At 67.8% G+C, this 24730-nt stretch carries 27 protein-coding genes; 16 read left to right on the top strand and 11 right to left on the bottom strand.

What is annotated here, in order from left to right; genetic code table 11:
* Positions 1-17 precede the first annotated feature (17 nt).
* Entirely contained in the window at positions 18-1046 is a 1029-nt protein-coding gene (locus DIZ26_RS21210) for a LacI family DNA-binding transcriptional regulator (protein WP_112244099.1), read from the bottom strand.
* Positions 1047-1280: 234 nt separating this feature from the next.
* Here DIZ26_RS21210 and DIZ26_RS21205 point away from each other — a divergent pair, with 234 nt between their 5' ends.
* Entirely contained in the window at positions 1281-1868 is a 588-nt protein-coding gene (locus DIZ26_RS21205) for a histidine phosphatase family protein (protein ID WP_112244498.1), read from the top strand.
* Positions 1869-2030: 162 nt separating this feature from the next.
* On the opposite strand, the gene DIZ26_RS21200 is transcribed toward DIZ26_RS21205, so the two are convergent.
* A complete protein-coding gene (locus DIZ26_RS21200) occupies positions 2031-2606 on the bottom strand; it encodes a TetR/AcrR family transcriptional regulator (protein ID WP_112244097.1) in 576 nt (191 codons plus the stop codon).
* Positions 2607-2695: 89 nt separating this feature from the next.
* Between DIZ26_RS21200 and DIZ26_RS21195 the strand changes: the two genes are divergently transcribed.
* Positions 2696-3142: a DUF4267 domain-containing protein gene (locus tag DIZ26_RS21195; protein ID WP_112244095.1), complete on the top strand. Its 447-nt coding sequence runs from the start codon at positions 2696-2698 to the stop codon at positions 3140-3142.
* A gap of 231 nt (positions 3143-3373) precedes the next feature.
* On the top strand, positions 3374-3784 hold the full coding sequence (locus DIZ26_RS21190; protein WP_112244093.1) for a hypothetical protein: 411 nt from the start codon (positions 3374-3376) through the stop codon (positions 3782-3784).
* Here DIZ26_RS21190 and DIZ26_RS21185 read toward each other — a convergent pair.
* Positions 3773-4558 (bottom strand): GNAT family N-acetyltransferase, encoded by a 786-nt coding sequence (locus tag DIZ26_RS21185; protein ID WP_112244091.1) that lies wholly within the window; start codon positions 4556-4558, stop codon positions 3773-3775. The two genes, DIZ26_RS21190 and DIZ26_RS21185, sit on opposite strands and share 12 nt — an antisense overlap.
* A 17-nt stretch (positions 4559-4575) precedes the next feature.
* Positions 4576-5412 (bottom strand): NAD(P)H-binding protein, encoded by an 837-nt coding sequence (locus DIZ26_RS21180; RefSeq protein WP_112244089.1) that lies wholly within the window; start codon positions 5410-5412, stop codon positions 4576-4578.
* Positions 5413-5496: 84 nt separating this feature from the next.
* Here DIZ26_RS21180 and DIZ26_RS21175 point away from each other — a divergent pair, with 84 nt between their 5' ends.
* Positions 5497-6246, top strand: a complete 750-nt coding sequence (locus DIZ26_RS21175; RefSeq protein WP_112244087.1) for a helix-turn-helix domain-containing protein — start codon at positions 5497-5499, stop codon at positions 6244-6246.
* A gap of 13 nt (positions 6247-6259) precedes the next feature.
* Here the strand turns inward: DIZ26_RS21175 and DIZ26_RS21170 are convergent, their stop codons facing one another.
* Complete coding sequence (locus DIZ26_RS21170; RefSeq protein ID WP_112244085.1) at positions 6260-6664, bottom strand: NUDIX hydrolase; 405 nt, start codon at positions 6662-6664, stop codon at positions 6260-6262.
* 80 nt (positions 6665-6744) lie between these two features.
* Between DIZ26_RS21170 and DIZ26_RS21165 the strand changes: the two genes are divergently transcribed.
* The 8 genes from DIZ26_RS21165 to DIZ26_RS21130 all read left to right on the top strand — a co-directional run bounded on the left by DIZ26_RS21165 (position 6745) and on the right by DIZ26_RS21130 (position 13714).
* Complete coding sequence (locus DIZ26_RS21165; protein WP_112244083.1) at positions 6745-7626, top strand: PHP domain-containing protein; 882 nt, start codon at positions 6745-6747, stop codon at positions 7624-7626.
* On the top strand, positions 7623-8240 hold the full coding sequence (locus DIZ26_RS21160; RefSeq protein ID WP_112244081.1) for a MarC family protein: 618 nt from the start codon (positions 7623-7625) through the stop codon (positions 8238-8240). Before DIZ26_RS21165 ends, DIZ26_RS21160 begins: the two co-directional genes overlap by 4 nt.
* Positions 8241-8262: 22 nt before the next feature.
* Positions 8263-9159, top strand: a complete 897-nt coding sequence (locus tag DIZ26_RS21155; RefSeq protein WP_112244079.1) for a RecB family exonuclease — start codon at positions 8263-8265, stop codon at positions 9157-9159.
* 115 nt (positions 9160-9274) lie between these two features.
* Positions 9275-10117, top strand: a complete 843-nt coding sequence (locus DIZ26_RS21150; protein ID WP_112244496.1) for an alpha/beta fold hydrolase — start codon at positions 9275-9277, stop codon at positions 10115-10117.
* A complete protein-coding gene (locus tag DIZ26_RS21145; protein WP_112244077.1) occupies positions 10114-10953 on the top strand; it encodes an alpha/beta fold hydrolase in 840 nt (279 codons plus the stop codon). The genes DIZ26_RS21150 and DIZ26_RS21145 overlap by 4 nt, the downstream gene beginning before the upstream one ends.
* 193 nt (positions 10954-11146) lie before the next feature.
* Positions 11147-11944, top strand: a complete 798-nt coding sequence (locus DIZ26_RS21140) for an ABC transporter permease (protein WP_112244075.1) — start codon at positions 11147-11149, stop codon at positions 11942-11944.
* Positions 11937-12752 carry an ABC transporter permease gene (locus DIZ26_RS21135; protein ID WP_232828496.1) on the top strand — a complete coding sequence of 272 codons (816 nt, stop codon included), beginning with the start codon at positions 11937-11939 and terminating at the stop codon, positions 12750-12752. Before DIZ26_RS21140 ends, DIZ26_RS21135 begins: the two co-directional genes overlap by 8 nt.
* Positions 12753-12754: 2 nt before the next feature.
* Positions 12755-13714 carry an ABC transporter ATP-binding protein gene (locus DIZ26_RS21130; RefSeq protein WP_112244073.1) on the top strand — a complete coding sequence of 320 codons (960 nt, stop codon included), beginning with the start codon at positions 12755-12757 and terminating at the stop codon, positions 13712-13714.
* Here the strand turns inward: DIZ26_RS21130 and DIZ26_RS21125 are convergent.
* Complete coding sequence (locus tag DIZ26_RS21125) at positions 13711-14025, bottom strand: hypothetical protein (RefSeq protein WP_112244071.1); 315 nt, start codon at positions 14023-14025, stop codon at positions 13711-13713. The two genes, DIZ26_RS21130 and DIZ26_RS21125, sit on opposite strands and share 4 nt — an antisense overlap.
* On the bottom strand, positions 14022-14846 hold the full coding sequence (locus tag DIZ26_RS21120) for a hypothetical protein (protein ID WP_112244069.1): 825 nt from the start codon (positions 14844-14846) through the stop codon (positions 14022-14024). The genes DIZ26_RS21125 and DIZ26_RS21120 overlap by 4 nt, the downstream gene beginning before the upstream one ends.
* Before the next feature lie 218 nt (positions 14847-15064).
* On the opposite strand from DIZ26_RS21120, the gene DIZ26_RS21115 reads away from it, so the two are divergent.
* The 3 genes from DIZ26_RS21115 to DIZ26_RS21105 all read left to right on the top strand — a co-directional run bounded on the left by DIZ26_RS21115 (position 15065) and on the right by DIZ26_RS21105 (position 18345).
* On the top strand, positions 15065-15571 hold the full coding sequence (locus DIZ26_RS21115) for an RNA polymerase sigma factor (protein WP_232828495.1): 507 nt from the start codon (positions 15065-15067) through the stop codon (positions 15569-15571).
* Positions 15568-16671, top strand: coding sequence for a hypothetical protein (locus DIZ26_RS21110; RefSeq protein ID WP_112244065.1), 1104 nt, complete (start codon positions 15568-15570; stop codon positions 16669-16671). The genes DIZ26_RS21115 and DIZ26_RS21110 overlap by 4 nt, the downstream gene beginning before the upstream one ends.
* Before the next feature lie 174 nt (positions 16672-16845).
* The gene (locus DIZ26_RS21105) at positions 16846-18345 is read left to right on the top strand and encodes a family 43 glycosylhydrolase (RefSeq protein ID WP_112244063.1); all 1500 of its coding nucleotides are present in this window, start codon (positions 16846-16848) and stop codon (positions 18343-18345) included.
* 6 nt (positions 18346-18351) lie between these two features.
* Here the strand turns inward: DIZ26_RS21105 and DIZ26_RS21100 are convergent, their stop codons facing one another.
* Positions 18352-19371 carry a winged helix-turn-helix domain-containing protein gene (locus DIZ26_RS21100; RefSeq protein WP_112244061.1) on the bottom strand — a complete coding sequence of 340 codons (1020 nt, stop codon included), beginning with the start codon at positions 19369-19371 and terminating at the stop codon, positions 18352-18354.
* A 191-nt stretch (positions 19372-19562) separates the two neighbouring features.
* On the bottom strand, positions 19563-20420 hold the full coding sequence (locus DIZ26_RS21095) for an alpha/beta fold hydrolase (RefSeq protein WP_112244059.1): 858 nt from the start codon (positions 20418-20420) through the stop codon (positions 19563-19565).
* A gap of 47 nt (positions 20421-20467) precedes the next feature.
* On the opposite strand from DIZ26_RS21095, the gene DIZ26_RS21090 reads away from it, so the two are divergent.
* Positions 20468-21226, top strand: coding sequence for a ParA family protein (locus DIZ26_RS21090; RefSeq protein ID WP_112244057.1), 759 nt, complete (start codon positions 20468-20470; stop codon positions 21224-21226).
* Positions 21227-21231: 5 nt separating this feature from the next.
* Here DIZ26_RS21090 and DIZ26_RS21085 read toward each other — a convergent pair whose 3' ends face one another.
* Together DIZ26_RS21085 and DIZ26_RS21080 are read right to left on the bottom strand one after the other, a co-directional pair.
* Positions 21232-22170 (bottom strand): DUF4349 domain-containing protein, encoded by a 939-nt coding sequence (locus DIZ26_RS21085; protein ID WP_232828494.1) that lies wholly within the window; start codon positions 22168-22170, stop codon positions 21232-21234.
* A gap of 122 nt (positions 22171-22292) precedes the next feature.
* On the bottom strand, positions 22293-24542 hold the full coding sequence (locus DIZ26_RS21080; protein WP_112244053.1) for a DEAD/DEAH box helicase: 2250 nt from the start codon (positions 24540-24542) through the stop codon (positions 22293-22295).
* Positions 24543-24730: the final 188 nt, after the last annotated feature.

Below are 24730 nucleotides of genomic sequence, written 5' to 3'. Positions count from 1 at the left end.
CTGGTCTCCTCACTCGGTTACTGCTTCTCACTCGCTACCCCCGGCCCGGTACTGCAGCTGTCCCGCAGCACAAGCTCTGTCGCCAGTACGTCGTTCCGCGCCCGGCTCCGTTCCCCGGTGATCCGCTCATGCAGCCGCTGCGCCGCCAGCCGGCCCAACTCGGCCATCGGCTGCCGCACAGTCGTCAACCCCGGCGACACATACCGCGCCGCCATCACGTCATCCCAGCCCGTCACGACAATCTCTTCCGGTACGCCGACACCGCCGGCTCGCAAGGTTTTGAGGGCCGCCAGCGCCAACTCGTCATTGGCACAAACCAGCCCGTCAGGTCTTGTGGTTGCTGTAAGCAACTTCTCGCCGAAGGTGGTGCCGGCTTCTTCCGTGAGCGGCACTCGCGCAGGCTCGTTGACCGGGAGGTTGTGGGCGCGGAGGGCAGCCGAGTACCCGGCGTACCGCTCGGATACGTCGTACGAGCTGGCTGGGTCTCCGACGAACAGCAAGTTGCGCCGTCCGTGGTCCAGCAGCCTGCTGGTCAATTGCTCGGCGCTGCTCGCACTCTCGCTGCGCACCGAGTCGCATCCGGTGACCGGCGGATGTGCAACGAGAACGATCGGTACGCCGGCCCGACGCAACTCCTGCACCGCCGGCAGGTCGAGCGCGTTGCCATGGACAACGATCCCGTCCACCCGTCCGGCCAGGTCGCGCAGACTGCGTTGCGGGTCCGCGTTCCCGTGCGTGACGGTCAGGATCACGCTCTGACCGTGCTCACCGGCCCACCGCTCGTATCCCATCAGCAGATCGCCGTAGAACGGACCAGCGAGGTCCGGCAGCACCAGTCCGTGCGCCTCGTGTCGTTGCACCGCGAGACTTCTTGCCGCCCGCAGTGGCACATAGTTGAGCTCGCGCGCCGCTTGGTCGACTCGGGCCTTCGCCTTCGCCGATACCGGCCCAGTCCCTTGCAGGACACGCGAAACCGTCGCGATCGACAGCTTCGCGAGTGCCGCGACGTCGTAGATCGTCGCGGGTCTGCTGGTACCGGATGCCATCGGGCGAGTCCTCCTGCGCTCGTTGCCGGACGAGCTCCCATAGTGAAAGTGGAAGCGCTTACACTTTTCGACCTTGCCCTGTCCGGACCGGTTCGGTCAAGGCCTCGGCGGTGTCCGTCACGCTCTGTCGCAGCGCGGGACCGGTGGATGCGAGGTTGAGGACGGCTTGCTCTTCGGGCTCGCCGCAGCGGTCCGCCGGCGATGCTGAACTTGCTCGTCTGCAACCATGAACGCGTGACGACACACGGGCAATCAGCAGAACGGGAGGACCGGCTCTGGCTGGTCCGGCACGGCGAAACCGAATGGAGCAAGTCGGGACGCCACACGTCGACGACCGACCTGCCGCTTACCGAGGAGGGCGAACGAATTGCCGCCTCGCTGAAGGAACGGCTGGCGGGCGAGCAGTTCGACCTGGTACTGACCAGCCCGCGCCAACGCGCTCGGCGTACGGCGGAACTCGCCGGCTTCCCGGATGCCGAGGTCGACGACGACCTGGTCGAATGGAACTATGGCGACTACGAAGGCATCACCACCGCGGAGATCCGCGAGACCGTCCCTGGCTGGACGGTCTGGGCGAATCCCGTACCCAATGGCGAAACCGCTGCCCAGGTAGCTGCTCGCCTCGACCGGGTCAACGCCCGCATCGCCGCCGTCGACGGAGACGTCCTCGTCTTCGGCCACTCCCACGCCCTCCGCGCTCTGACGGCGCGCTGGCTGGAACTGGACGTCACCGAAGGCCGCCACTTCGTCCTCAACACGGCCACCGTCTCAGTCCTGGGCTGGGAACGAGGCTCCCCAGTAATCCACCACTGGAACAGCTAACCCCGCCCCCCGCAACTCCTACGCCGCCGCTCCCCACCCCTAGCTAAGGCGCTCCTCCGTTGCGCCGCGTGCTGCCTCGCGCAAGACGCTAGGTCCGGCGCACCGGGGGCCCGGGCTAACTGAATCTGAGCCCTGCCCTTCGTCTTCCGATACAGCTCTCGGTCAGCTGGAGCCGGTTGTGATCAGGTCGATCAGGAGGTCCAGGCGTTCTTCGTGGTGGGTCGGGCGGAGGCGATGGGTGCGGGCGAGGGTGGTGAGGCCGTGGAGGGAGCTCCAGAAGAGTTCGGTGAGGGCTTCGTGTTCTGCTCCGGCGAAGGGCTCGACGGTTTCGTGGAAAGCTTCGAAGGCGGCTCGCATCGGTGCCGGGGTCTCGCCGGTGCCGAAGGTCAGGTCGGTGCGGCGGACGAACATCGCGTCGTACAGGGCGGGGTGCTCGGTGGCGAAGGCGCAGTAGGCGCGCGCAAGAGCGCGGAGCGCCTCGGTCGGTGTGGTTGCGGCCGAAGTGGCAGCACGTAGTACGCCGGCTAGTTCTTCGAAGCCTTCCAACGCGACCGTGGCTGCGATGGCGTCCATGTTCTTGAAGTGGCTGTAGAGGACGGGCTGGCTGTACTCCACCTTCTCGGCCAGCTTGCGGGTGGTGACCGCGTCCCAGCCCTCCGCCTCGGCCAGCTCTCGCGCGGCGGCGACGATCAGCCGGCCGCGTTCGGCCCGTTCCCGCTCTTTCCGTGACTCCACCATGGGCTCGAATCTAGCAGCGCTAGACAATCTAGCGCTAGTTCGGCTAGCGTTGACCGAAATACTAGCAACGCTAGAAACTGGAGCTGAAGATGTCCCTGCGTCGTTTCACCACAATCCTGACCGTCGCCCTCGCGCTCTTTCCGATGTCGTTCGGTCTCCGATTCATCTTCGACGGCGCCGGTGCCGCGAGTGGTTTCGGGATCGACCCCTGGCCGACCGGGGTGGCGGCGGGCTACTTCCCTGTCAAGGGGATTCGTGACCTGGCCCTCGGCGTGGTCCTGCTGGCGCTGTTCGTCGCCGGCGAGCGACGCGCGACCGCGATCACGATGGCGATCGTCACCCTCATCCCGATCGTCGACATGATCACTGTTCTCACTCACGGCGGCTCAGTCGCGACCGCCCTCGGCATCCACGGCCTGACGGCGCTCGTTGTCGCGATCGACGCTTACCTCCTGTTCCGCGTCAACCGCTCCGAAGCGGCACCGACCGCCCCGGAGCCTCAGACGTCACCCGCGAACGAACACACACCTCGCTGAGCCGGTCCGGCAGGGCGCAAGTTGCTTGCGATGTGCCTACGGGAACCGATAAGCCTGTTGCATTAAGGTGCAGTTGCCGGCGCAACGCCTGTCCAGAGAAAGTCTTCTGGGCGTACCTTCGCCCGACAGGAACCGCCGCTGGAGGGCACATGAAGCTGTTTCAACGGAGCCTCTGTTGTTGAAGGCGAGCTGGCGGCGTCCGTGGGCTGCAGCATGAGGGACTTCTCTCGAATGCTGCTCGCCCTGGAGTTGGTGGTGCTACTCGTTGCCGGGTGTACGGACGTGGTCGCTTGCAAGCCGTGTGGGCCGCCGGTGGTGATTGATGTGAGTTCGTTCAGGTCTGAGGTCGACTCGGTGCGGGTGTGCCTCAATGACGGCTGTGGTGACTCGAAAGCTCTGAATACCCAGCAGCCAGGTGTCTGGGTGATGTCGCAAGAGGTGTACGACCATGCCTCGATCAGGCTTGAGACCTTTGTGGGCGCAAAGATGCGTGCGTCCTATCAGCTCGATGATCTGAGCCTCAGACGTCCCACCGGGAAAGGCTGCGACTGTGGCGAGCAGGTCGACCTGATCCCGCAAGCCGACGGGACGCTGGTCAAGCGGCGAGATCTCCCCAGCTCCCCATCGCCGTCAGTTCGCTGACCACTGGTAGAGCTCGATCGTGCAGTACTCGCGGAAGCCGAGTCCGGCGTACACGGGACGTCCTGCAGAGGACGAGCCCAGTACGCCGTACGCGATGCCGGAGTCGCGGGCCTCGCGCAACGCGGCGTGGGTGATGGCGGCGCCGATGCCGCGGCGACGGGCTTCGGGGACGGTCATCACGAAGTAGACCCCGGCGACTCCGGCCGCGAGGAAGATGGTGGTGGTCGCGACTGGTTCACCGTTCAGCCAGCCGAGGTAGTGCCGCCAGGGGTCGCCGTAGCCTTCGCGCCGGTAGATCTCCGCCACCCAACGGGCCTCCTTCTCGCCCTCCCCGAAGCCGCGCGCCAACGTCGCCTGCCAGACCGCAAGGTCCGAGTCGTCCTCGACCCGGGTGATCCGTAGATCATCCAGCGGGCGCGGAGAGACCAATTGGGTGAGCTCGACCGCCATCCCCGGCTCGCTTCCATCGGCCGTGAAACCGGCCCGCACCAGCCGCTCGCCGAGATCCGCCGGTCGCATCGACGGCCCGACATGCCAGGTCCCGGGCACCCGGTGGGAGTCCATCAACCGCAGCGACTCGGTGATCGCCGAATCCGCTGTCTCAGGCCACAAGTCGGCCTCGACCACAGCGTTGTGATAGTCGAGCGGCGACCCACCGATGGTCCACCGCACCCCGCCGGTCTCCCGCTGCTCCCCACCACCGACCGTGCCCATCCGCATCAACAGCTCAGCAGCATTGCGCTCGATCGCCCGCACCACCTCAGCCGCATCCATCCAGCCAGTTTCACCGATCAGGCGAAGGCGGCGCGATGGGTTTCCAGCCAGGCGCGGAAGGTGCCGGGCGGGCGGCCGAGCACCCGCTCGACATCGGTGGTGAGGGTTTCGGCGCCGCCCGTGCGGATCAGCTCGGCGCCTCGAAGGGCCACTGTTACTACCGCCTCGTGGAAGCCCGCGGCGAGCATCTGCTCCTCGGCGATCGACGGCGGTACGTCGACCACGCCGACCTCGTGCCGTAGTACTGCGGACAGCTGTGCCACCTGCTCGGGCACGCTGAGCAGTTCGGGGCCGGTCAGCGTGAGCACCTCGCCGTCGTACGAGCCAAGCGGGAGCGCGTCGACGGCAACAGCCGCCACATCGCGAGGATCGACGAAGGCATGCCGCCCGGAGCCGGTCAGATTGGGGACGGGCTGACCGGCCCGCACTGCCGGCGCCCAGCGCAGCGCGTTCGAGGCGAACCCCGCTGGCCGCAGAATCGTCCACGCCAGCCCACTTTCGCGAACTGCCTGCTCACCGTCGACATGCCAGCTCCCGGGCAACTTCTCGTCCGAGCCGCCGATCGCGGACAGCTTGACGATCTTCCGTACGCCGGCCGCGCTCGCCGCCCGCACCATTGCCCGATCATGCTCCGGCACCCACGGCCCAGGGGCACTCAGCAAAAACACCGATTCGACTCCGTCAACCGCTTCCGCCAACGACTCAGGCTTCTCGAAATCCCCTTGTACTACGTCGATCGGCATCCCAGGGGTCAGTGGATTACGTGTCATCGCGCGAGCCGTGTTGCCTTGAGCAACCAATTGCCGGAGGACCTCGCTACCAATGGTGCCGCTCGCACCCGTGATCAGAAACATGCCACCACTGTCGTCAGCGAGAGGTCCCACGGATAGGAACTTTCGGTACTACGCCGACTGCCGTCACCTGGCTACGCTCGAGAGGTGACGACATGGATCGAGGAGCTCGGCGTCAGGTCTTCGACGGCGACAACCGCGTACGACGACGACCTCAGCGTCGGCGACTCGCAGGTCCTCGTACTGCCGCCGGATCCGGCGACGACCGTCGTCTGGCGGATGACGGCCGCGGGCGATTCCGACGTACTCGTGGCCGGCCCGCGTACCAAGGCGTCGTACCAGGCGAAGAAGGAACTGCCGGCGCTCGTGCGGTTGCGGGTCCAGCCGGGGCACGTCAGGTCGCTGCTGGGCGTGGGCGGGGACGAGTTGGTCGATCGAGTGGTGCCGCTGACCGAGCTGTGGGGGACTGCCGCTACGTCGCTGGCCGCAGAACTGACCGAGCGTCGAGACGAACCCGACCAAGCGGTGGACCTGCTCGCGCGGCAGTTGGCTGCGAAGGCGCCGGATCGGCAGGGTCGGTCTGGGCGCTCGCAGCTCGTCCTCGGAGCGATCGAAGAGTTGTCGGCGGGTGGCCGGGTCGGGCAGGCGGCTGGTCGTGCTGGTGTGAGCGAGCGCTACCTGCGTCGGGTGTTCACCGAGGCGGTGGGTATCTCGCCGAAGCACTTCGCGCGGATCAACCGCGTACGGAGCGTGCTCGGGCGCGCGGGTTCCTGGTCGAGGATCGCGACGGAGGCCGGGTACTTCGATCAGTCACATCTCGTCGCAGAGTTCCGCAGCATCATGCGCGTGACGCCGGGAGCCTTCGCCGCCGGCCGCGTCCCGGTCACCACCTGCTGAAATCTGCTGCGCCTCAGCCCGGGAGGGCGTTCCATTGGGCGAGAGTGGAGGCCAGGAGCGTGGTGGTGGGGAGGTTCTCGAATTCTTCCCGGCTGACGAACTTGGCGGCGGAGGCGTCGTCGCCGGCTGTCAGTACGCCGCCGACCGGGACCGCTTCGTAGTCGCGGATCACATACAGGCGGCCGCCCGGAGCATCGCGTTCTACCTCGCCGACCAGCGAACCGACCTCGACCGCGAGCCCGGTTTCCTCCGCGACCTCGCGGGTCAGCGCGGTCGAGTCGTCCTCGCCCGGTTCGACCCGGCCGCCGGGGAGCGACCACAGTCCGCGGCCCGGCTCGTTCGCCCGCTGGACGAGCAGCAACCGGTGCTCGTCGTCGTACACGAGAGCCCCGACACACTCGACGCGGTCGCCATCCATGTGGAGAACCATAAGAGCAACGGGCGGACACGGATAGCATCACTGCTGACAGTTGTCCAGAGAAAGGATCCCGATCGCTCGTGCGCATCGACCTGCACACCCATTCGAACCGCTCGGACGGCACCGACCCGGTCGACGTCCTGATCGCGCGCGCGAAGCGGGACGGCCTCGACGTGATCGCGCTCACCGATCACGACACGGCCGACGGCTGGGCCGAGGGTCGCCGGGCCGCAGAGGACCTCGCGGTCGGTTTCGTCCCCGGGATCGAGATCTCCTGCAAGCTCAACGGCATCAGCGTCCACCTGCTGGCGTACCTGCTGGATCCGTCGTACGAGCCGCTCGCGCGGGAGCTCGCCACGGTCCGTGACGGTCGCACCGACCGGATTCCGTCGATCGTGGCCCGGATCAACGCACTCGGCGTCGACCTGACCGTCGACGAGGTGCTCGCCCAGGCAACCGGTACGCCGTCCGTCGGCCGGCCGCATGTCGCCGACGCGCTGGTCGCCAGGGGCACGGTCGCCGACCGCGGAGAGGCGTTCGACCGCTTCCTCGCCGACGGTCGCCCCGGGCACGTGTCGCACTATGCGATCGACCCGGGCCGGGCGATCGACCTCGTGCGCGAGGCCGGTGGGGTGCCGGTGATCGCGCATCCGTGGGGCAGGTCCAGCCATAAGGTGATCACCGAGGAGACGATCGCGCGCTTCGTCACCGAGAACGGCCTGGCCGGGATCGAGGTCGACCATCAGGACCACTCACCCGCGTCACGGGTCGCGCTGCGCGGGATCGCGCAGAACCTGGGCATCATCTACACCGGCTCCAGCGATCACCACGGTGCCGGCAAGATCGACCACGAGCTGGGAGTGAACAGCACCGAGCCCGAGCAGTTCGAGGCCCTGCTCGAGGTGGCCAAGACCAACGCCGCGGCCGCCGACGCGACCGTCCCCGAGGCCTACCTGCCGTGAACAGCGTCATCAACGTCTCGTTGCTCAGCTCGGTCTTCGTCACGCTGTTCGTGATCATGGACCCACCCGGGACCGTGCCGGTGTTCATCTCGCTGACGGCCGGTCAGTCGCGCGCGGTCCGGAAGAAGGCCGCCTGGCAGGCGGTGCTGGTCGCCTTCGGCGTGATCGTGGTGTTCGCCGCCTTCGGTCAGCAGATCCTGCAACACCTGGGCATCACCCTGCCGGCGCTCCAATGCGCGGGCGGCCTGCTGCTTCTGCTGATCGCGCTGCAGTTGCTGACCGACACGGCCGAGGACCCGGTCCAGACGAAGAACGTCAACATCGCCTTCGTCCCGCTCGGTACGCCGTTGCTCGCGGGCCCGGGCGCGATCGTCGCCACCATGGTGTTCGTGCAGCAGGCCGACGGGAAGTTGGCCGACGTCGTCGCGATCTCGGTCGGCATCGTGCTGATCCACATCGTGATGTGGCTGACGCTGCGGTTCTCCGGCGTGATCATGCGGATCCTCGGTGAGAACGGCGTCCTGCTGGTCACCCGGATCGCCGGTCTGCTGCTGAGCGCGATCGCGGTCCAGTTGGTCGCCGACGCGGTCACCGACTTCATCCAGGCCGGCTGACGGCGGACGAAGGGCCTGACCGATGAACGACATGCTGCCCGGGATGCCGACGAGGCTGTTCGTCGCGACGCCGACGAAACTGCTCAACTTCGCCGACTGCAAACGCAAGTACCGCTACACCTACCTGGAGACGCCGCGCCCGCCGAAGGGGCCGCCCTGGGCGCACAACACGGTCGGCGCGATCGTGCACGAGGTCCTCGCCGAGTTCTGGCGCTGGCCGGCCTCCCGGCGTACCGGGGTGGAGGCGGTGAACAAGGTCCGGTCGAGCTGGCGGAACGAGGGATTCCGCGATCTCGACCAGTCGGCCGTCTGGCGGGAACGCTCGGCGGACATGGTTGCCACCTACCTGCACAACGCCGATCCGTACTTCGAGCCTCGCGGGGTCGAGCGGACCGTGGCGTTCACCACCGAGCGAGCGAGCCTGCGCGGCCGGGTGGACCGGATCGACGAGCGGCCGGCCCGGGACGGCAGCGGCGGTACCGAGCTCGCGATCGTCGACTACAAGACCGGCCGTCGCCCGTTGACCAGCACAGATGCCAGGTCGTCGCTGGCGATGGCGCTGTACGTGCTCGGCGCGCGCCGGGTGCTGCACCGGCCCTGTACGCGGGTCGAGTTGCACCACTTGCCGACCAACACGATCGCGGTCGCCGACCACGACGAGCAGTCGCTGGCCCGGCACCAGCGCCGTGCCGAGTCGATCGCGGACGACGCCGCCGCGGCCGAAGCGAAGTGGCGCGAGGGACTGACTCCCGCGCAGGCCGACGAACTCTTCCCGCCCGAGCCGTCACCACTGTGCGGCTGGTGCGACTTCGCCCGGATCTGCCCGCAGGGCCGCCGCGTCGCCCCACCCCGCGATCCCTGGGCCGCCCTCGACGAAACCGACGGCATCCCCGCCCCAGACATCGCCGAAGCCGTCTGACGGAGGTTCGCTGGCACGAGTGGGGCTGGTGGGCCTTGTGCGTGTCAGCGGTATGTGCGTGGCGTGCCAGCGAGGGGCGGGAAAGTGAGGTCACCGAAGAAGGAAGGTGACCGTGATGACCACCAAGCTACTCCGCCAGGTTTCCGTGCCCGGAGCGACGCTGCACTGCGAGGTGACTGGGAGCGGCCCGGTTCTGCTGCTCATCTCCGGTGGCGGCACCGACGCGGCGGTGTACGACGGGATCGCGCCGCAACTCGCCGAGCAGTACACCGTGGTCACCTACGATCCGCGGGGCAACTCGCGAAGTCCGTTCACCGGCGCGCCCGAGGACGAGCGGGTCGACCGGGCCGCCGAGGATGCGCTGGCCGTCCTCGACGCCGTGGCACCCGGCGTACCGGCGTACGTGTTCGGCAGTAGCTCCGGAGCAATCACGGGGATGGAGCTGCTCGTCCGGCACCCGGACCGGGTGCGGTTGCTGGTCGCGCACGAGCCGCCGGCGGTCGAGTTGCTGCCGGAACCGGCCGCCTCGCGAGAGTTCTTCCTCGAGGTGTACGACACCTATCGGCGCGACGGCCGGGCCGCCGCCGACCAGTTGTTCCTCGGCGGGATCGGCATCGACGACGACCAGCTGCCGCCCCTGGCCGAGCTGCCGGCGGAGTTCCGCGAGGTGATGGAGCGGATGGACGCCAACAGCGACGTGTTCTACGAGCACAAGTTGCTGCCGTTCATCAGCTACCGCCCGGATGTCGCGGCGCTGGTCGCGCTCGAGGACAAGTTCGTACCGGCCGTCGGCAGCGAGTCGTCGAAGGTCCTCCCGGCCGAGCCGATCCTGGCGCTGTCGGAGCGACTCGGCTGGTCCGTAGTCGCTTTCCCTGGTGGTCACGGGGGCTACGCCAGTGATCCGTTCGAGTTCGCCACCCTGCTGCAGCGGGTGCTGGCCGGAAAGGTTGCGCGATGACCGCGAAGACGCTGAACAAGCTGGCCGTGCCCGGCGCGACGCTGCACTACGAGGTGACGGGGTCGGGGCCGATGCTGCTGCTGATCGCCGACGGCGAGACCGACTCGGGCGCGTTCGACAGCATCGTCGAACCGCTCGCCACGCAGTACACAGTGGTCGCCTACGACCCGCGCGGCAACTCCCGCAGCCCGTACGCCGGGAAGCCGGCCGATGACCAGGTCGAGCTCTCGTCGGCGGATGCGCTGACCCTGATCGACCTGCTGTCCCCGGACGCGCCCGCCTTCGTCTTCGGCACCGGGACGGGCGCGATCACCGGGATGGACCTGATCAGCCGGTACCCGCATCGGGTCCGGATGTTGGTGGCGCACGAACCACCGGCCGTCGAACTGCTCGCCGAGGCTCAGCACGCGCGCGCGTTCTTCGAGGAGGTCTACGACACCTATCAGCGCGAAGGCGCGCCGATGGCGCAGTTGCTCTACGCCGGTGGGACCGGCCTGGACGAGGACGACCTGCCCGCGCCGGAGGACCTGCGTCCTGAGTTCCGCGAGTTGCTGGACCGGACCGAAGCCAACGCGGGGGTCTTCTTCGCGCACAAGTTGTTGCCGTTCACCCGCTATCGGCCGGACCTCGTTGCGCTGAAGGCGGTTGCGGACAAGGTGGTCCCGGCTGCCGGCGTGGACGCGGCCAGGCATCTGCCGGCCCAGCCCGTCGTGGTGCTCTCGGACGTCATCGGCTGGCCGGTGGTCAGCTTCCCGGGCGGGCACAACGGGTACGCGAGCCAGCCGGGGCGTTTCGCCACCCTGCTGGCCCAGGTGCTGGAGGCGGAGCTCACCTGAGCGGCGGAGCTCACCTAATCAGGTTGACGCTCGGCCGCGCATCGGCGTACCGTCACTCTCCTTCCCTTGACAACGGCGTGTTCTGCATGCCGCCACAGTGGTGTCCGAACCCCCGGGTCCTGGTGGATCCGGGGTAGTTCCGCGTGCCGCTGAAGCGTCGGACACCACCTCGAGTAGTGAGAGGAGGTACGGCGTGGGGGTGTACTGGGCGATCGCGGTGCGGTCGTTCCGGCGATTCTCGACCTATCGGATCGCCACCCTGTCCGGTGCGTTCACCAATACCGTTTTCGGGTTCATCTTCTGCGGTGTCTATCTGACCCTGTGGCACACGTCCCCGGGACTCGGCGGGTACGACGTGTCCGATGCGCTCACGTTCGTCTGGCTGCAGCAGGGACTGCTGGCGCCGATCGGGATCTTCGGCGCCACCACCACGGTCGAGCTCGGTGAGCGGGTCCGCACGGGCGAGGTCGCGGTTGACCTGTACCGGCCGACGCACCTGATGATCTGGTGGCTCTCGGTCGATGCCGGCCGGGCCTGGTTCCAGCTGCTGACCCGGGGTGGCGCGCCGCTGCTGGTCGGCGCGCTGGTGTTCGATCTGAACTTCCCGACATCGGCCGCGCAATGGCTGGCCGTGGCGGTCGCGCTGGCGTTCGGCATCCTGGTCAGCTTCGGGGTCCGCTATCTGGTCGCCCTGTCGGGCTTCTGGATCACCGACTCCCGGGGCCTGGAAAGCCTGGCGATGGTGCTGTCCCTGTTCTTCTCCGGCACGATCCTGCCGCTGGTGGTGTTCCCGGGCTGGATCGGTGAGGTGGCCCGGGCGACGCCGTGGGCAGCGACGCTACAGGTGCCGATCGACGTCTGGCTCGGGCGGAATCCCGGCGGCGTCAGGTCCGGATTGCTGTTCCAGCTGTTCTGGATCGTGGTGCTGTTCCTGGCCGGCCGGCTGGTGACCGTCCTGGCGACCCGGAAGGTGGTGATCGCCGGTGGTTGAGTTGCTGCGACGCGCTCCCGCGCAGTACTGGATGCTAGTGATGATGTGGGTGCGGTCGTCGCTGGCGTACCCGGCGTCGTTTCTCTTGATGCTGGTCAGCCAGGCGCTGATCACGGGCACCGACTTCATCGCCGTTCTGTTGATGTTCAGCCACCTGAAGTCGTTCGGTGGGTTCAGCCTGGCCGAGATGGCGCTGCTCTACGGGACGGCCTCGATGACGCTGGGTCTGGCCGATCTGGCCACCGGCTCGGTCGAGCGGATCGGGCAGCGGATCCGGGGCGGTGAGCTCGACGTCTGGCTGATCCGGCCGGTACCGGCGTTCCTGCAGGCCGTCACGGACAACTTCGCGCTGCGCCGGCTGGGGCGCCCGCTGCAGGCGCTGCTCGTGATGGCGATTGCTCTCGGCAACCTTCCGATCAACTGGACGGTACCGAAGGTGCTGTTGCTGGCGATCTCGCTGATCAGTGGGTCGATCATCTTCGCCGCGATCTTCGTGCTCGGTGCGGCCTTCCAGTTCATCTCGATCGATTCCGCCGAGCTGGCCAACTCCTTCACCTACGGCGGCCAGCAACTGACGCAGTACCCGTTGTCGATCTTCGGCAAGAACATCGTCCGGGCCGTCACCTTCGTCGTACCACTTGCCTTCGTCAACTATTACCCGGTGCTCTACCTGCTCGACAAGCCGGCACCGCTCGGGTTGCCGGCCTGGATCGGGCTGCTCGCACCGGTCGTCGCCGTTGTCATGATCGCGCTGGCGGCACTCGCCTGGCGCGGAGGCCTGCGTCGCTATCGAAGTACAGGGAGCTGATCGTGAGCGTCATCGAACTCCAGAACGTGTCCCGCGCCTTCACCGTGTCCAGCCGGACCGGCCTGCGGCGCACCCGGCGCGAGGTACGGGCGGTCGACGGGCTGTCCTTCACCGTCGAGCCCGGCGAGGTGGTCGGCTACATCGGCCCGAACGGCGCCGGCAAGTCCACCACGATCAAGATGCTGACCGGCATCCTGGTTCCCAGCGATGGCACGATCCGGGTCGCAGGTGTCGATCCGTCGCGAAACCGGATGAAACTGGCCAAGCGGATCGGCGTCGTCTTCGGCCAGCGCACGACGCTGTGGTGGGACCTGCCGCTGAAGGACTCGTTCGCGGTACTGCAGAAGATGTACGGCGTACCGCGGGCCCGGCACGCCGAGAACCTGGCCACCTTCGTCGAGCTGCTCGACCTCGGCGACCTGCTCGACGTACCGGTCCGGCAGTTGTCGCTCGGCCAGCGGATGCGCGGCGACATCGCGGCCGCACTGCTGCACGATCCGGAGATCGTCTACCTGGACGAACCGACGATCGGGCTCGACATCATCAGCAAGGCGCGGCTGCGCGAATTCCTTGCCGAGGTCAACAAGGAACGCGGGACCACGATCATCCTGACCACCCACGACCTGGACGACATCGAGGCGCTCTGCTCCCGCGTGATGGTGATCGACCACGGCCGTCAGGTGTACGACGGCACGCTGGCCGGCCTGCGCGCCAGCCAGTCGGCGCCCCGCACCCTGGTGGTCGACCTCGCCTCGTCGATGCCGCCCATCACCGTCGACGGCGCCACCGTCACCAAGGTCGACGGTCCACGCCAGCACCTGACCTTCCCCACCAGCACCTCGGCCGCACCCCTGGTCGCCCAGATCGCCGCGAACTACCCGCTGGTGGACCTCTCGGTCGCCGAACCCACCATCGAATCCATCATCGCCCGCCTCTACACGGCCGCCACCCCTACGCCCTAAGCCAGATCAGCGATGTGCGCCGCAAAAACCTCATCGGGAGAGAGGGACTCCGTGTCGTTCAACCAAGGCTCCAGCGAGTCGGGAAACAAAGAGCCATCAATAGTCCCGACACCACTGGCAATCAAACGGCGAGCCTCGGCAAGGCCGATATCGGTGTAGCCGAGTTCCCTGAGCATGAAGAAGTCGTGCCGCAGGCCGTCGTTGCGGTGGAACCGGCCGGTGTTGACGACATAGGTCCAGATGTCCTCGTCGATCAGCGCCGCGACCCAGGCGCGCCGAGCCCCTTCGGTCACCAGGTACAGCCGTGTCATCGTTCGATCCCATCTCGAGATTTGCCTGTCGGGGTCTGTCCAGGTCTGGCCTGCTCCCGATGTGCGGCTTGTCCCGCACCCGGCCTCGCCGACGGACTGACGTGCCCACCACCGTACTTTCTGACCTCGATCGGCACGCCACCGAGTTCGGCGAGGTCGGCCAGTCCGGCGGGCTCCCGCATGCCGACCGAAAGGCTGATACAGGCTGCGCGTGCCGTGTCGCGGGCCTGCTTGGGCTGACGCGGATCTCGTTCGACTTCGTACAAGGCGGTGGTCCGCGTTTTGACCTCGATCGACTCTTGCGAATGGACCTGCAGTTCGACGAGTTCGCCGCCGCAGCGCAGGAAGGCGTGCACCCCTTTGTATCTGCTGCCGTCGACATAGGAATGATGCGCGGAGTCCATCGTCCAGCCGCGCGTCTGGAGATTGCGGACGACTTCCGTGGCCGCATCGACGAGATCGTCGGGATCCGGAACCACGACGGTGTAGCGCAGCAGGTCTTCCGGAGTCCGCCCGGTCCGGTGCTTGTCGGTCAGCTTGAGCTTGCGGGCCAACGAGTGCGGCGACTTCATCCGGTTCTTCAGTTGATGTGGCACCGATCCGGCCGGCAAGGCCACGGCGAAGTCTGCTGTCGCACGCTCTTCGACCTCGGCCGCTCTGGTCAGTAACGCCAAGCTCCGAGCAGTTCGACTTTCGCCGAACTCGGCGGCGATCTCGGCCTTGGTGGGGAGGGGGTCGCCCCAGTCGAGGGGGCGGTGGGTGGTGAGGCGGGCGTGGAGGTCGTGTGGCTCCGGTAGGTCGTCCAGGTCTGGCGGCGGCATCGGAATCTCCCCAGTCGATTTCGTTGCTTCGACGGTAGTCAGCGGCGGCGTGGCTGTGGGGCGACTTCGGCAATCTGTGGATAACTCCGGTGCGGGTTGGCTGATTGCGATCGGGTTGCCGGTTGGCTGCGACCATGACCCGGTGACTGCGATGTCGTTGACTTGGTGGCGGGACCCAACCGGTCCGGGTGTTCGCGGGTAGACAGGGTGTGTCGACGATGACGGATGAGCGAGCGGGTGCCACAGCTCCGCCCGCGGACGGCGCGGCCTTCGTCGACTGGGTGCGTCCGCATCTGGCCGCGATGGCGAGACTGGCCGCCCGGCTCGCGGCCGGAACCGATCGCGACGACATCGTCCAGGAGTCGCTGGCCCGCGCGTGGATGAAGCGACACCAGTACGACGCGTCCCGTGGTACGGCGTCGTCGTGGTTGCTGGCGATCACCGCGGACCAAGCCCGCAAGGCGGTCCGTCGACTGCGGCCGGTCGCGGAGCTCGGCGACCACGATGCCGCCGAGGCGCGGCAAGACGTCGAAGGGCGAGTGGACGTGGACCAGGCGCTCACCAGCTTGTCGGCACGGCAGCGACTGGCGGTGGACTGCTACTACTTCGCCGACCTGTCGATCGGTGACACGGCGGCGGTGATGGGGTGCTCCGAGGGCACCGTCAAATCAACTCTTTCCGATGCGCGGGCCCGCCTGCGCTCCTTGCTGGAGGTCAGCGAATGAGCCCGAGCGACGAGGTCGACGACCTGCTGACGAAGGCCGGTGCCAACTGGCGGGCCAGTCAGCCGTCCCCGCCCGAGCCGGACCTGTCGCGGATCGTGCCGACGAAGAAGGCGCGCCCCTGGGGTGTCCCCGCGAAGAAGGCGCGCCGCTGGGTCGTCCCCGCGCTTGCCGCGGCCAGCGTCGCGGCGATCGCGACGGCCGCTCTCATCGTCCTGCCCGACAAGCATCAGCATTCCGTTGCCCAAGGCAAGCAGTCTGCGACGCAGGGCGGAGCGCCGACTTCGCTGGGTGCGATCGCCGGAGGCAGGAAACATCCACTGCAGGTGCGGATCGGTGACCGTGTCCAGGTCGACGGCCAGGTGGTCGCCGCGCCGGGCAAACCGGTCGTCTACTGCTTCCCCGTCGTGACGAGCCTCCCGGCGATTGTCGGCCAGGGTCCCCAGCCGGCCAAGTGTGAGCAAGGCGCCGAGCTCCCGGTGACCGGGGTCGACGTGGACCGGCTGTCCGATCTGTCCACCGTGCAGGGCGTGAAGGCCGGATTCGCCCACCTGGAAGGGATCTGGGGCGGCGACAAGTTCACGGTCGACAAACAAGGTCCCGTCGTGAGGGCGGCGGATCCGGGACCCAAGGTTCCGTGCGCCGCGCCGCCAGGCGGCTGGAAGCCGGGCTACTCCGACGATCTGGTCACCCCTGCCGTCGCCGCCTTCGTCGATGGCCGCCCGAACCAACTGCAGGAGCTGTCGTTCGGATCGCCGACCGCACTCCCGGCCGGCGGCGGCACTCCGGGCGGTCCGAGCGTGTTGATCATCGGTGTGGCGCACGGTGATCTCGCCCAGATCCGCCAGCTCCTCACCCCGCTGGTGAAGGGCAACCTGTGCGTCACCAGGGTGAAGCTCAGCAAGACCGAGGTCGACAAGCTCCGGGACCAGGTCGGCGCCATTCCACCTTCCGTACTCCGCCCTCTCAGCTACGGCGGCAGCGTTGGTAACCACCCGATCAACATCACTCTCCGCATCCTCGACGACAAGGCCGTCACCGCACTGGAACCGCTCGGCTTCGACAACCTCACCATCACCCCGATCGTCAGACCGGTGAACTGACCCGCCACTCCTGGTCGACCTGCGTGTGCAAGACCGCTCCGCGATGCCCTCCGGGCATTCGAAGTCGGTCGAATCCGTTGCGAACCGGCTCGGACCGGATTGAACTCAGCAGGTCAACCATCCAGCAGGTGGAGACCGATGCTGGAGCTCGACCAGGTCTGATCGGAGTTCGGGATGCTTGGGTGGCGGAGGGTTTTCGGGGCCGGGCTGGTGGTGGCGGCTGTGGTGGTCGGTGGTGTGCAGGTGCCGACGGAGGGGGCGGCGGCGGAGGCCGTCGTACAGGTGGTGAAGCCGGCGACGATTCGTAATCCGGTGCGGGAGGCGGCCGCGGATCCGTGGATGGTGTTTGCTGAAGGCAACTACCATTTGCTCTACACGCACGGTGACAAGCTCGTCGGGGTGTCGGCGCCTTCGGTGGCCGGGCTCGCCTCGGCTGCTCAGCAGACGTTGTGGACACCGCAGCCCGGTGAGGCGTGCTGCAACTTGTGGGCGCCGGAGATCCATCAGCTGGACGGGAAGTGGTATCTCTACTTCACGGCCGACAACGGGACCGATTCCCAGCACCGGATGTTCGTGCTGGAGTCGGATCATCCGATGGGGCCGTACGTCTTCAAGGCCAAGCTCGATACCGGCGACTTCCATTCGATCGACGGCACCGTCCTGAAGCTGCCGGACGGGCGGCTGTTCCACGTCTGGTCGAGCGGACGGCCCGACGGTCAGGATCTGTTCATCGCACCGATGAGCGACCCATGGACGATCAGTGGTCCGCCGTCGCTGCTGACCACGCCCGACCAGCCGTGGGAGCAGTACGGCCGCCGGGTTACCGAAGCACCGGTCGCCCTGGTCCGGGGCGACAAGGTGTACCTCTACTACTCGGCCAGTGCCTGTGAGACGCCCGACTACTCGCTTGGCGTCCTCGAACTGACCGGGACCGACGTACTGAAGCAGTCCTCGTGGACGAAGTCGTCCGCGGCGGTCTTCAAACGCAACGACGCCGGCTGGGTCTACGGCACCGGGCACAACGGCTTCTTCACCTCACCGGACGGCACCGAGACGTGGATCGTCTACCACGGTGTCACCAACAGCGCCGGTACGCCGACCGGCAGCTGCAGCGCCGGCAGGTCGGTCCGGATCGGCAAGGTCACCTTCGACTCGGCCGACCGCCCGCAACTCGGTCAGCCAAAGGCCTCCTGGGAGACCGTCACGCTGCCGTCGGGAGACCCAGGCGCCGACATCGTTGCTGACGGCATCTACCAGTTGTCGCCGAAGAACAACCCGGCCAACCTGCTGGAGGTCGCAGCCTGCTCCACCGCGGACGCCGCGAACGTCCAGGTCTACAGCGTGGTTGCAGGCAGTCCGTGTCAGAAGTGGAAGCTGACGTATCTCGGTGACGGCTCATACCGGCTGACCGCCAACCACAGCGGCAAGGCGCTCGATGTGGCCGGTTGCTCGGCGGCCAACAACGCCGACGTGATCCAGTGGCCGTACTGGGGCGGCACCTGCCAGCAGTGGTACCTCGACGCGCTCAGCGGCGGCTACTACAAGGTCACGTCGAAGATCGGCGGCCGAACCCTCGAGGTGAGCGGTTGCTCGACCGCAGCCGGTGCCGACGTACGGGTATGGCCCTATTGGCAGGGCGAGTGCCAGAAGTGGAAGCTCGAAAAGGTCGGCTGACCAGGGTCAGCTGAGGAGATCGACGAGGGCGTCCCCGCGGGGAGTGCGCTGGATGCGCACCTCGCGGCCGACGCGTTGCCGGACGACCAGCCCGGCAGAGGCGAGCTGAGTGCAGTGGTACGTCGCGGTGCTCGGCCCGGCGTCCAGGTGCTCGGCCACGCCGCCCATGCTGTTGGGACGGTCCAGTGCACGCAGGATCGCAGCACGGATCGGCCCGAGCAGCAGGCTCAAGCTGTCGGGGGCGCTGGCGACTGAGCGGGTCCCGAGTCGTTCCAGCCCTGGCACGGGATAGCCGAGCCAGGCGCGGTCGGGCTCGTCGAGGTTGAACACCGACGCGGCGGAGCCGGAGACCAGCGGCACCAGGACCAGCGGCCGGTCCGCGAGCTCGACCCGGTACGGATGGCGGTCGGACAGGTAGAGCGTCTCGTCGGCGTACCGGACCCTGGTGCTCAGGTTCGACAGCAGTACGTCGAGGCCGCCGGTGACGACGGCTGCGCCGATGCGCTCCGCCTCACGGGTGCGGAGAGCGGTCGACTGCTGCCAGATCGGCGCGTACGCCTTCCAGGCCGCGGTCAGCACTTTCACGTACAGGCTGGTCCACTGTCGCGGCCTGCGCAGCGCGCCTCGCCACGGCAGCGGCGGCTCTCCCGGCGTCAGCTCTTCGACCCCTTGGCTCAGATCGTCCGGGGAGAGGTCGGCAACTCGGGTGAGCTGGTCCTGCACCGGGGAGCCGTCGATGCCCAGCGGGGTCAGGCAAGCAGGCAGCAGCGCTCGTGTGCGGTCGAACATCGGGGTCACGGCCTGCGCGGCGTCGGCGGGCAGCGAACGGCGTACGGTCCGGATCCAGTCCGGCGCGATGCCCTGCCGGGGCCCGCCGAGGGCGTCGACGACCAGCGAGACCAGGCTGGCCATCGGGGCCGGCGCGACTGCGATACGGACTCTGTCGAGGCCGCCCAGGAACAGTTCGGTGTGCCGTGGACTGTGGGTCTGCAGTGCGACCCCTTCCTGCCCGGATTGCACCGTCATGGGGTGGGGACCCTCCACTCGGAATCACTTGTCTAGACCAGAATAGTCGGCGCTGGGGCCACTACAGGTCACGATAGGAGGCCGTCCAGTCCCTTTCGATCGTCGTGAAAAGGCTTGACGGCACTCCTGGACAAGCAGGTTTCGAGAGGTCGCCGAAGGGCCGGCCGTTGGCCGGCCCGGTACGGACGCGGTCAGCGCTTGTGGAAGAAGTCGACCAGGATCCGGGCGGTCGCGGCCGGCTGGTCGATCGCGGGGGAGTGGCCCGCGGACGGAATCACCTGCGCCTGTACGCCGAGCACCTCGGCCATCGCCTCCTGGACCGGCAGCGGCCAGCCGTCGTCGGTCTCGCCGTACACGACCTGTGCGCGGACGCCCGACTTGGCCAGCATGTCGGTCCGGTCGTCGGTGTCCAGTAGCCGCTTGGTGATCTCGGCCAGCCCGATCGGGGCATTGCCGGTGAAGCGCTTGCGCAGGAAGGCGGCCACGTCTTCGGCCGGCGCGACGTACGTCGGCTGCTTGCTGTCGTGGTCGAGCTTCAAGTCGTAGACCTGCTCGATCGGCAGGTTCTCCAGGCCGAACGCGAGCATCTGCAGGCCCTGCCGCGTCACCTCGTCGCTGAAAGCCGCCGGACCTGAGCACAGCAGCGTGATGCTCGAGAACACGGTGGGATCGGTGAGCACCGCTTCGCGCGCGACCAGACCGCCGAACGAGTGCCCGACCAACTGGCTGTAGCCACCGAGCGCCTTGCTCATCGCCACCACGTCCGCGCCGAACTCCGCCAGCGTGTACGCCGACGGGTCGGCCGGCCCAGGCGTCTCGTACTGACCGCGCTGGTCCACGGCGACGGTGATCCATCCGTACCGCGCGAGGTGGTGCACCAGTGGGGTGAAATCCTCCTTGCTGCCGGTCCAACCGGGGATCAGCAGCACCGTGCCGAGCGGCGTACCGACGTCCGGGCGCGCCTGCAAGGTGGCGAAGCTGCCACGGTCGGTCTCCAGGGTTGCGGCGTGCACGCCATCGGGCAACATCAGTGTGCGCGGAGTACTCACGAACCCAACGGTAACCGGTCGGAGGACCGGGGCGTTCGTACGGCACAATGGCTCGGGTGCCTCGCACACTTGCGGTTGCCAACCAGAAGGGCGGCGTGGCCAAGACGACCACGGTTGCCTCACTCGGAGCTGCCCTGGCGGAGCTCGGTCAGCGCGTGCTGCTGGTCGACCTCGATCCCCAGGCCTGCCTGACGTTCTCCCTCGGTATCGATCCCGAGGACCTGGACAAGTCGATCCACCATGTCCTGCTCGGCGGAGTGAAGTCGCGCGATGTGCTGGTCGAGACCGACGAAGGCCCAGATGTCTTGCCGGCGACGATCGAACTCGCGACGGCCGATGTACGGCTGGCGGCCGAGAGCGGACCTGAGCAACTCGTCCGTACTGCGCTGCGCCCGCTGCGATCGGCGTACGACTGGATCCTGATCGACTGTCCACCGACGCTCGGGCTGCTCACGGTGAACGGCTTGTCGGCGGCAACCGACGTCCTGATTCCCTTGCAGTGCGAGACTTTGGCGCATCGCGGCGTCGGCCAGTTGCTCGACACCATCCACGATGTCCAGCAGCTGACCAACCCGGGCCTGCAGATCCTCGGCGTCCTACCGACCCTGTACGACGGGCGTACGACCCATGCCCGCGCTGTGCTGGACACCATCGCCGAGACGTACGAGTTGACCGTGCTGGGGCCACCGATTCCGAAGTCGATCCGGTTCGCCGAGGCGCCCGCGATCGGCCAGACGATCCTCTCGACCGCCTCGCGTACGGCGGGCGCCGACGCCTACCGCAAACTGGCCGCCGGGCTTCTCTAGCTGCGTTATTCCGTCGGCGGCAGTACGCCGGTGGCGGGCGCTGTCGCCGGAGTCCGGCGGAAGCGGTGGCGGAAGCGCCACAGCGGGATGCCGATCATGGCGAAGACAACCAGGAACGGCAGCAATGCGCCCAGCGCGGTCAGCAGCACGGTGACAGTCGCGGCGAACGCGTTCCAGCCGCCCTTCAACCCCGCCAGGAAGCCGGTCTCCTCCTTCTTGGGCGCCGGTGGCGCCTTGCCGGGCTCGGACAGGACGAGGTTGAGCGTGGCGAGCTCGGTCTGGCCGGCCAGCGCCTTCTGCTTGGCCAGCAAGGATTCGAGGTCGGACTCGCGCCGGGTCAGCTCGGACTCGACCGACACGATCTCGCCGATCGTCGTCGCCTTCGCGAGCAAGGCCCGCATCCGTTCGAGACTGGCCCGCTGGGTGGAGATCCTGCTCGCGACGTCGACCACGGCCTCGGTCGCGTCGGTCGACTCTTGGTGGATCGCGGTCCGCTTGCCCAGGCCCGACAACCGCTGGATCGCGGTCTCGTACTGCGCGGTCGGCACCTTCAGCGTCAGGTTCGCCCGGGTGATCCGGCCGTCGAGGTCGCTGCCGGAATCCTCGGTCGCCACCTGACCGTTGAGTCCGGTGACAATCCCGATCGCCTTCTGGCGTTGGGCATCCACGTCATCGGCCTCGATGCTGAGCGACCCGGTCTTGATGATCGCCCGGGTCACCGTCGGCTGGTCGGCGGCGTTGTCACCGGACTTCGGTGCCGCGGGCACCTTGCCGTCCGTGGCCGCTCCGTCGGCCTGGGACTGTGCTCGCTCCGGCGCTGCCGCAGAACCGCTGTCTGCCTTACCAGAGCTGCTGTTGCCGCCTTCCCCGCTACAGCCGGACAGCAGGACGGCCGCGGTCAGGATCACTCCTGCTACCGCGGCCGTGAAACGCGTCCTCGTCATCGCCACACCCTTCCCACCCGATGGTCACTGTGGACCTAGGACGGGTGGGCGGGCGGCGTTCGTTGCGCGAGACCGGTCACCGTTCAGCCACGAACCGGTCTCGCTCCTGCTTCGGTACTGCGTTACTCCGGTGCCGTGAAGGTCGGGATCACGGCGGAGGCCTTCTTGGCAGTCCGCTTCTTTGCGGCAGCAGGCTTCTCGTCCGCCGCGAACGGCGCATCCGTTGCCTTGACCGCCCGCTTCCGGGTCGCCTTCTTCGCCGGTGCCTGGTCACTGGTGCTCTTGGCCGAAGCCTCGCTCAACTCGGCCTTGACCTCAGCCACAGCCTTCGCAACGCGCTTCCGCGTGGCCTTGACCGGCGCCTCGCCCACCTCAGCAGCAGCCTTCTCGCCGGTGGTCTTGGCTGTCGCCTTCTCGCCGGCCGCGTTTCCGGTCGTCTGCTCGCCGGACGCCTTGGTCGACGCCTGCTCACCGGGCTCGGAGTCGGTCGTGGCTTTCGCCGTCGCCCGCTTCCTCGTCCGCTTCGCCTTGGGGGCGTCCGCCGCAGCCTCATCGGCCGGCGTTCCTTCAGCCGCTTCCGACTCCGCGCTCGCCTTGGCCGCCGCGCGCTTCCGGGTGCGGGGAGCTCTCGTAGCCTCCTCGGCGGGTGCGGCAGCGTCAGAGGTGACCTGCAATGCGCTGTCGCTTGCCTGCGGTGCTGTGTCGGTCGTCTCGGTGGCAGCGGCCGCGCGCTTGCGGGTCCGCTTCCGGGCCGGTGCTTCGACACTTGCCTGCTGCTCGACCGGTGCCTCGGCGGCTTCGGTCTTCCTCTCGGCGACCTCGGCCTTGCTCTCCGCGCTGGTGTTGCTGAGCTCGGCGGCAGGTGCTTCGGCGGAGTTCGACGTACGGCGGCGGGTGCGCTGCCTCGGCTTGCGCTCGCGCGACCCCTCGGCGGCCTCGGTCGACGACTCGACCGTCGGCGGTACCGCGGTCTTGGCAGTCACGTCGTCCTCGGACTTCACCTGCGTCGCGGCGTCGCCCTCGAGCGGACGACCGCTGCGAGTACGGCGGCGGTTGCGGCTGTTGCGCTTACGGTTCGACCGCTCGCCCGCATCGCCGTCGCCCTTGTGCTCCACGCGGGTATCGCCACGAGAGTCCCCTCGCGACTCACCACGGGAGTCACTGCGCCCACCACGGGAGTCGCCGCGCGATTCGCCATCGGACCGGCGAGACGGCTTGTCCCGGGCGGAACGCTCCTCGGCCGGGCGGGCCGGCTTGATCCGGCCCTTCGCCTCGGCCGGGATGCCGAGATCGTGGTACAGCTCCGGCGAGGTGGAGTAGATCTCCTGCGGTTCGTCGTACGGAAGGTCGAGTGCCTTGTTGATCGTCTTCCAGCGGACGACATCCGGCCAGTCGACGAAGGTGACGGCGATCCCGCTCGCGCCCGCGCGGCCGGTGCGGCCGATGCGGTGCACGTAGGCCTTCTCGTCCTCCGGGCAGGTGTTGTTGATGACGTGCGTGACGCCCTCGACGTCGATACCGCGGGCAGCGACATCGGTACACACCAGTACGTCGATCTTGTCGCCGCGGAACCTGGTCAGCGCCCGCTCGCGAGCCTGCTGGTTCAGGTCACCGTGGATCGCCGCGGCCTTGAAGCCCCGGTCGATCAGATCATCGGTCAGCCGGGACGCTTCGCGCTTGGTCCGGCAGAAGATCATCACCCGGCCACGGTCGTCGGCCTGCAGGATGCGGGCGACCACCTCGGGCTTGTCCAGGTCGTGCGCGCGGTAGACGAACTGCGCGGTCGCCGGAACCATCTGCGAGTCGTCGTGCGACTCGGCGCGGATGTTCAGCGGGTGGCGCATGTGCGTGCGGGCCAAGGTGATGACGGCCGACGGCATGGTTGCCGAGAACAACATCGTCTGGCGCAGCTCCGGCGTCTTGCGCAGGATGCGTTCCACGTCGGGCAGGAAGCCGAGGTCGAGCATCTCGTCGGCTTCGTCGAGCACCAGCACCTTGATGTGGGACAGGTCGAGAACGCCGCGGTTGGCGAGGTCGAGCAGCCGCCCCGGCGTACCGACGACGACGTCGACGCCGGACTTCAGGGCGTCCAGCTGCGGGTCGTACGAGACACCGCCGTAGATGGTGAGGACGCGAACGGTCCGCACGGTCGACGCGGTGGTCAGGTCCTTGGCGACCTGGATGGTCAGCTCGCGGGTCGGGGTGACGACCAGCGCTTGCGGTTTGCCGGGCGCTGCCAGCTCCTCGTAGTCCGGCTCGCCGGGGGAGATGGTGCGCTGCAGCAGCGGGATACCGAACCCGAGGGTCTTACCGGTACCGGTTCGGGCCTGGCCGATCAGGTCGGTCCCCATCAGTGCGATGGGAAGCGTCATCTCCTGGATCGGAAAGGGCTCCACGATGTTGACGCGATCGAGCGCGTCACAGATCTCGGGCAGGACGCCGAGCTCTCGGAAGGTGGTCAGGCTGATCGCCTCTCACATGCTTGTACGGACAGTTGCAGCAGGGCCGGGCGCCAGGGGCGGATCGATGAGATCCACCCTCGTATTCACGGCGCGGGACA

Source organism: Kribbella monticola (assembly GCF_003261635.1).
In the GTDB taxonomy this organism is placed as follows: Bacteria; Actinomycetota; Actinomycetes; order Propionibacteriales; family Kribbellaceae; genus Kribbella; species Kribbella monticola.
Note: the sequence above shows the minus strand (reverse complement) of the source record. Positions and strands in the feature narration are given on the sequence as shown.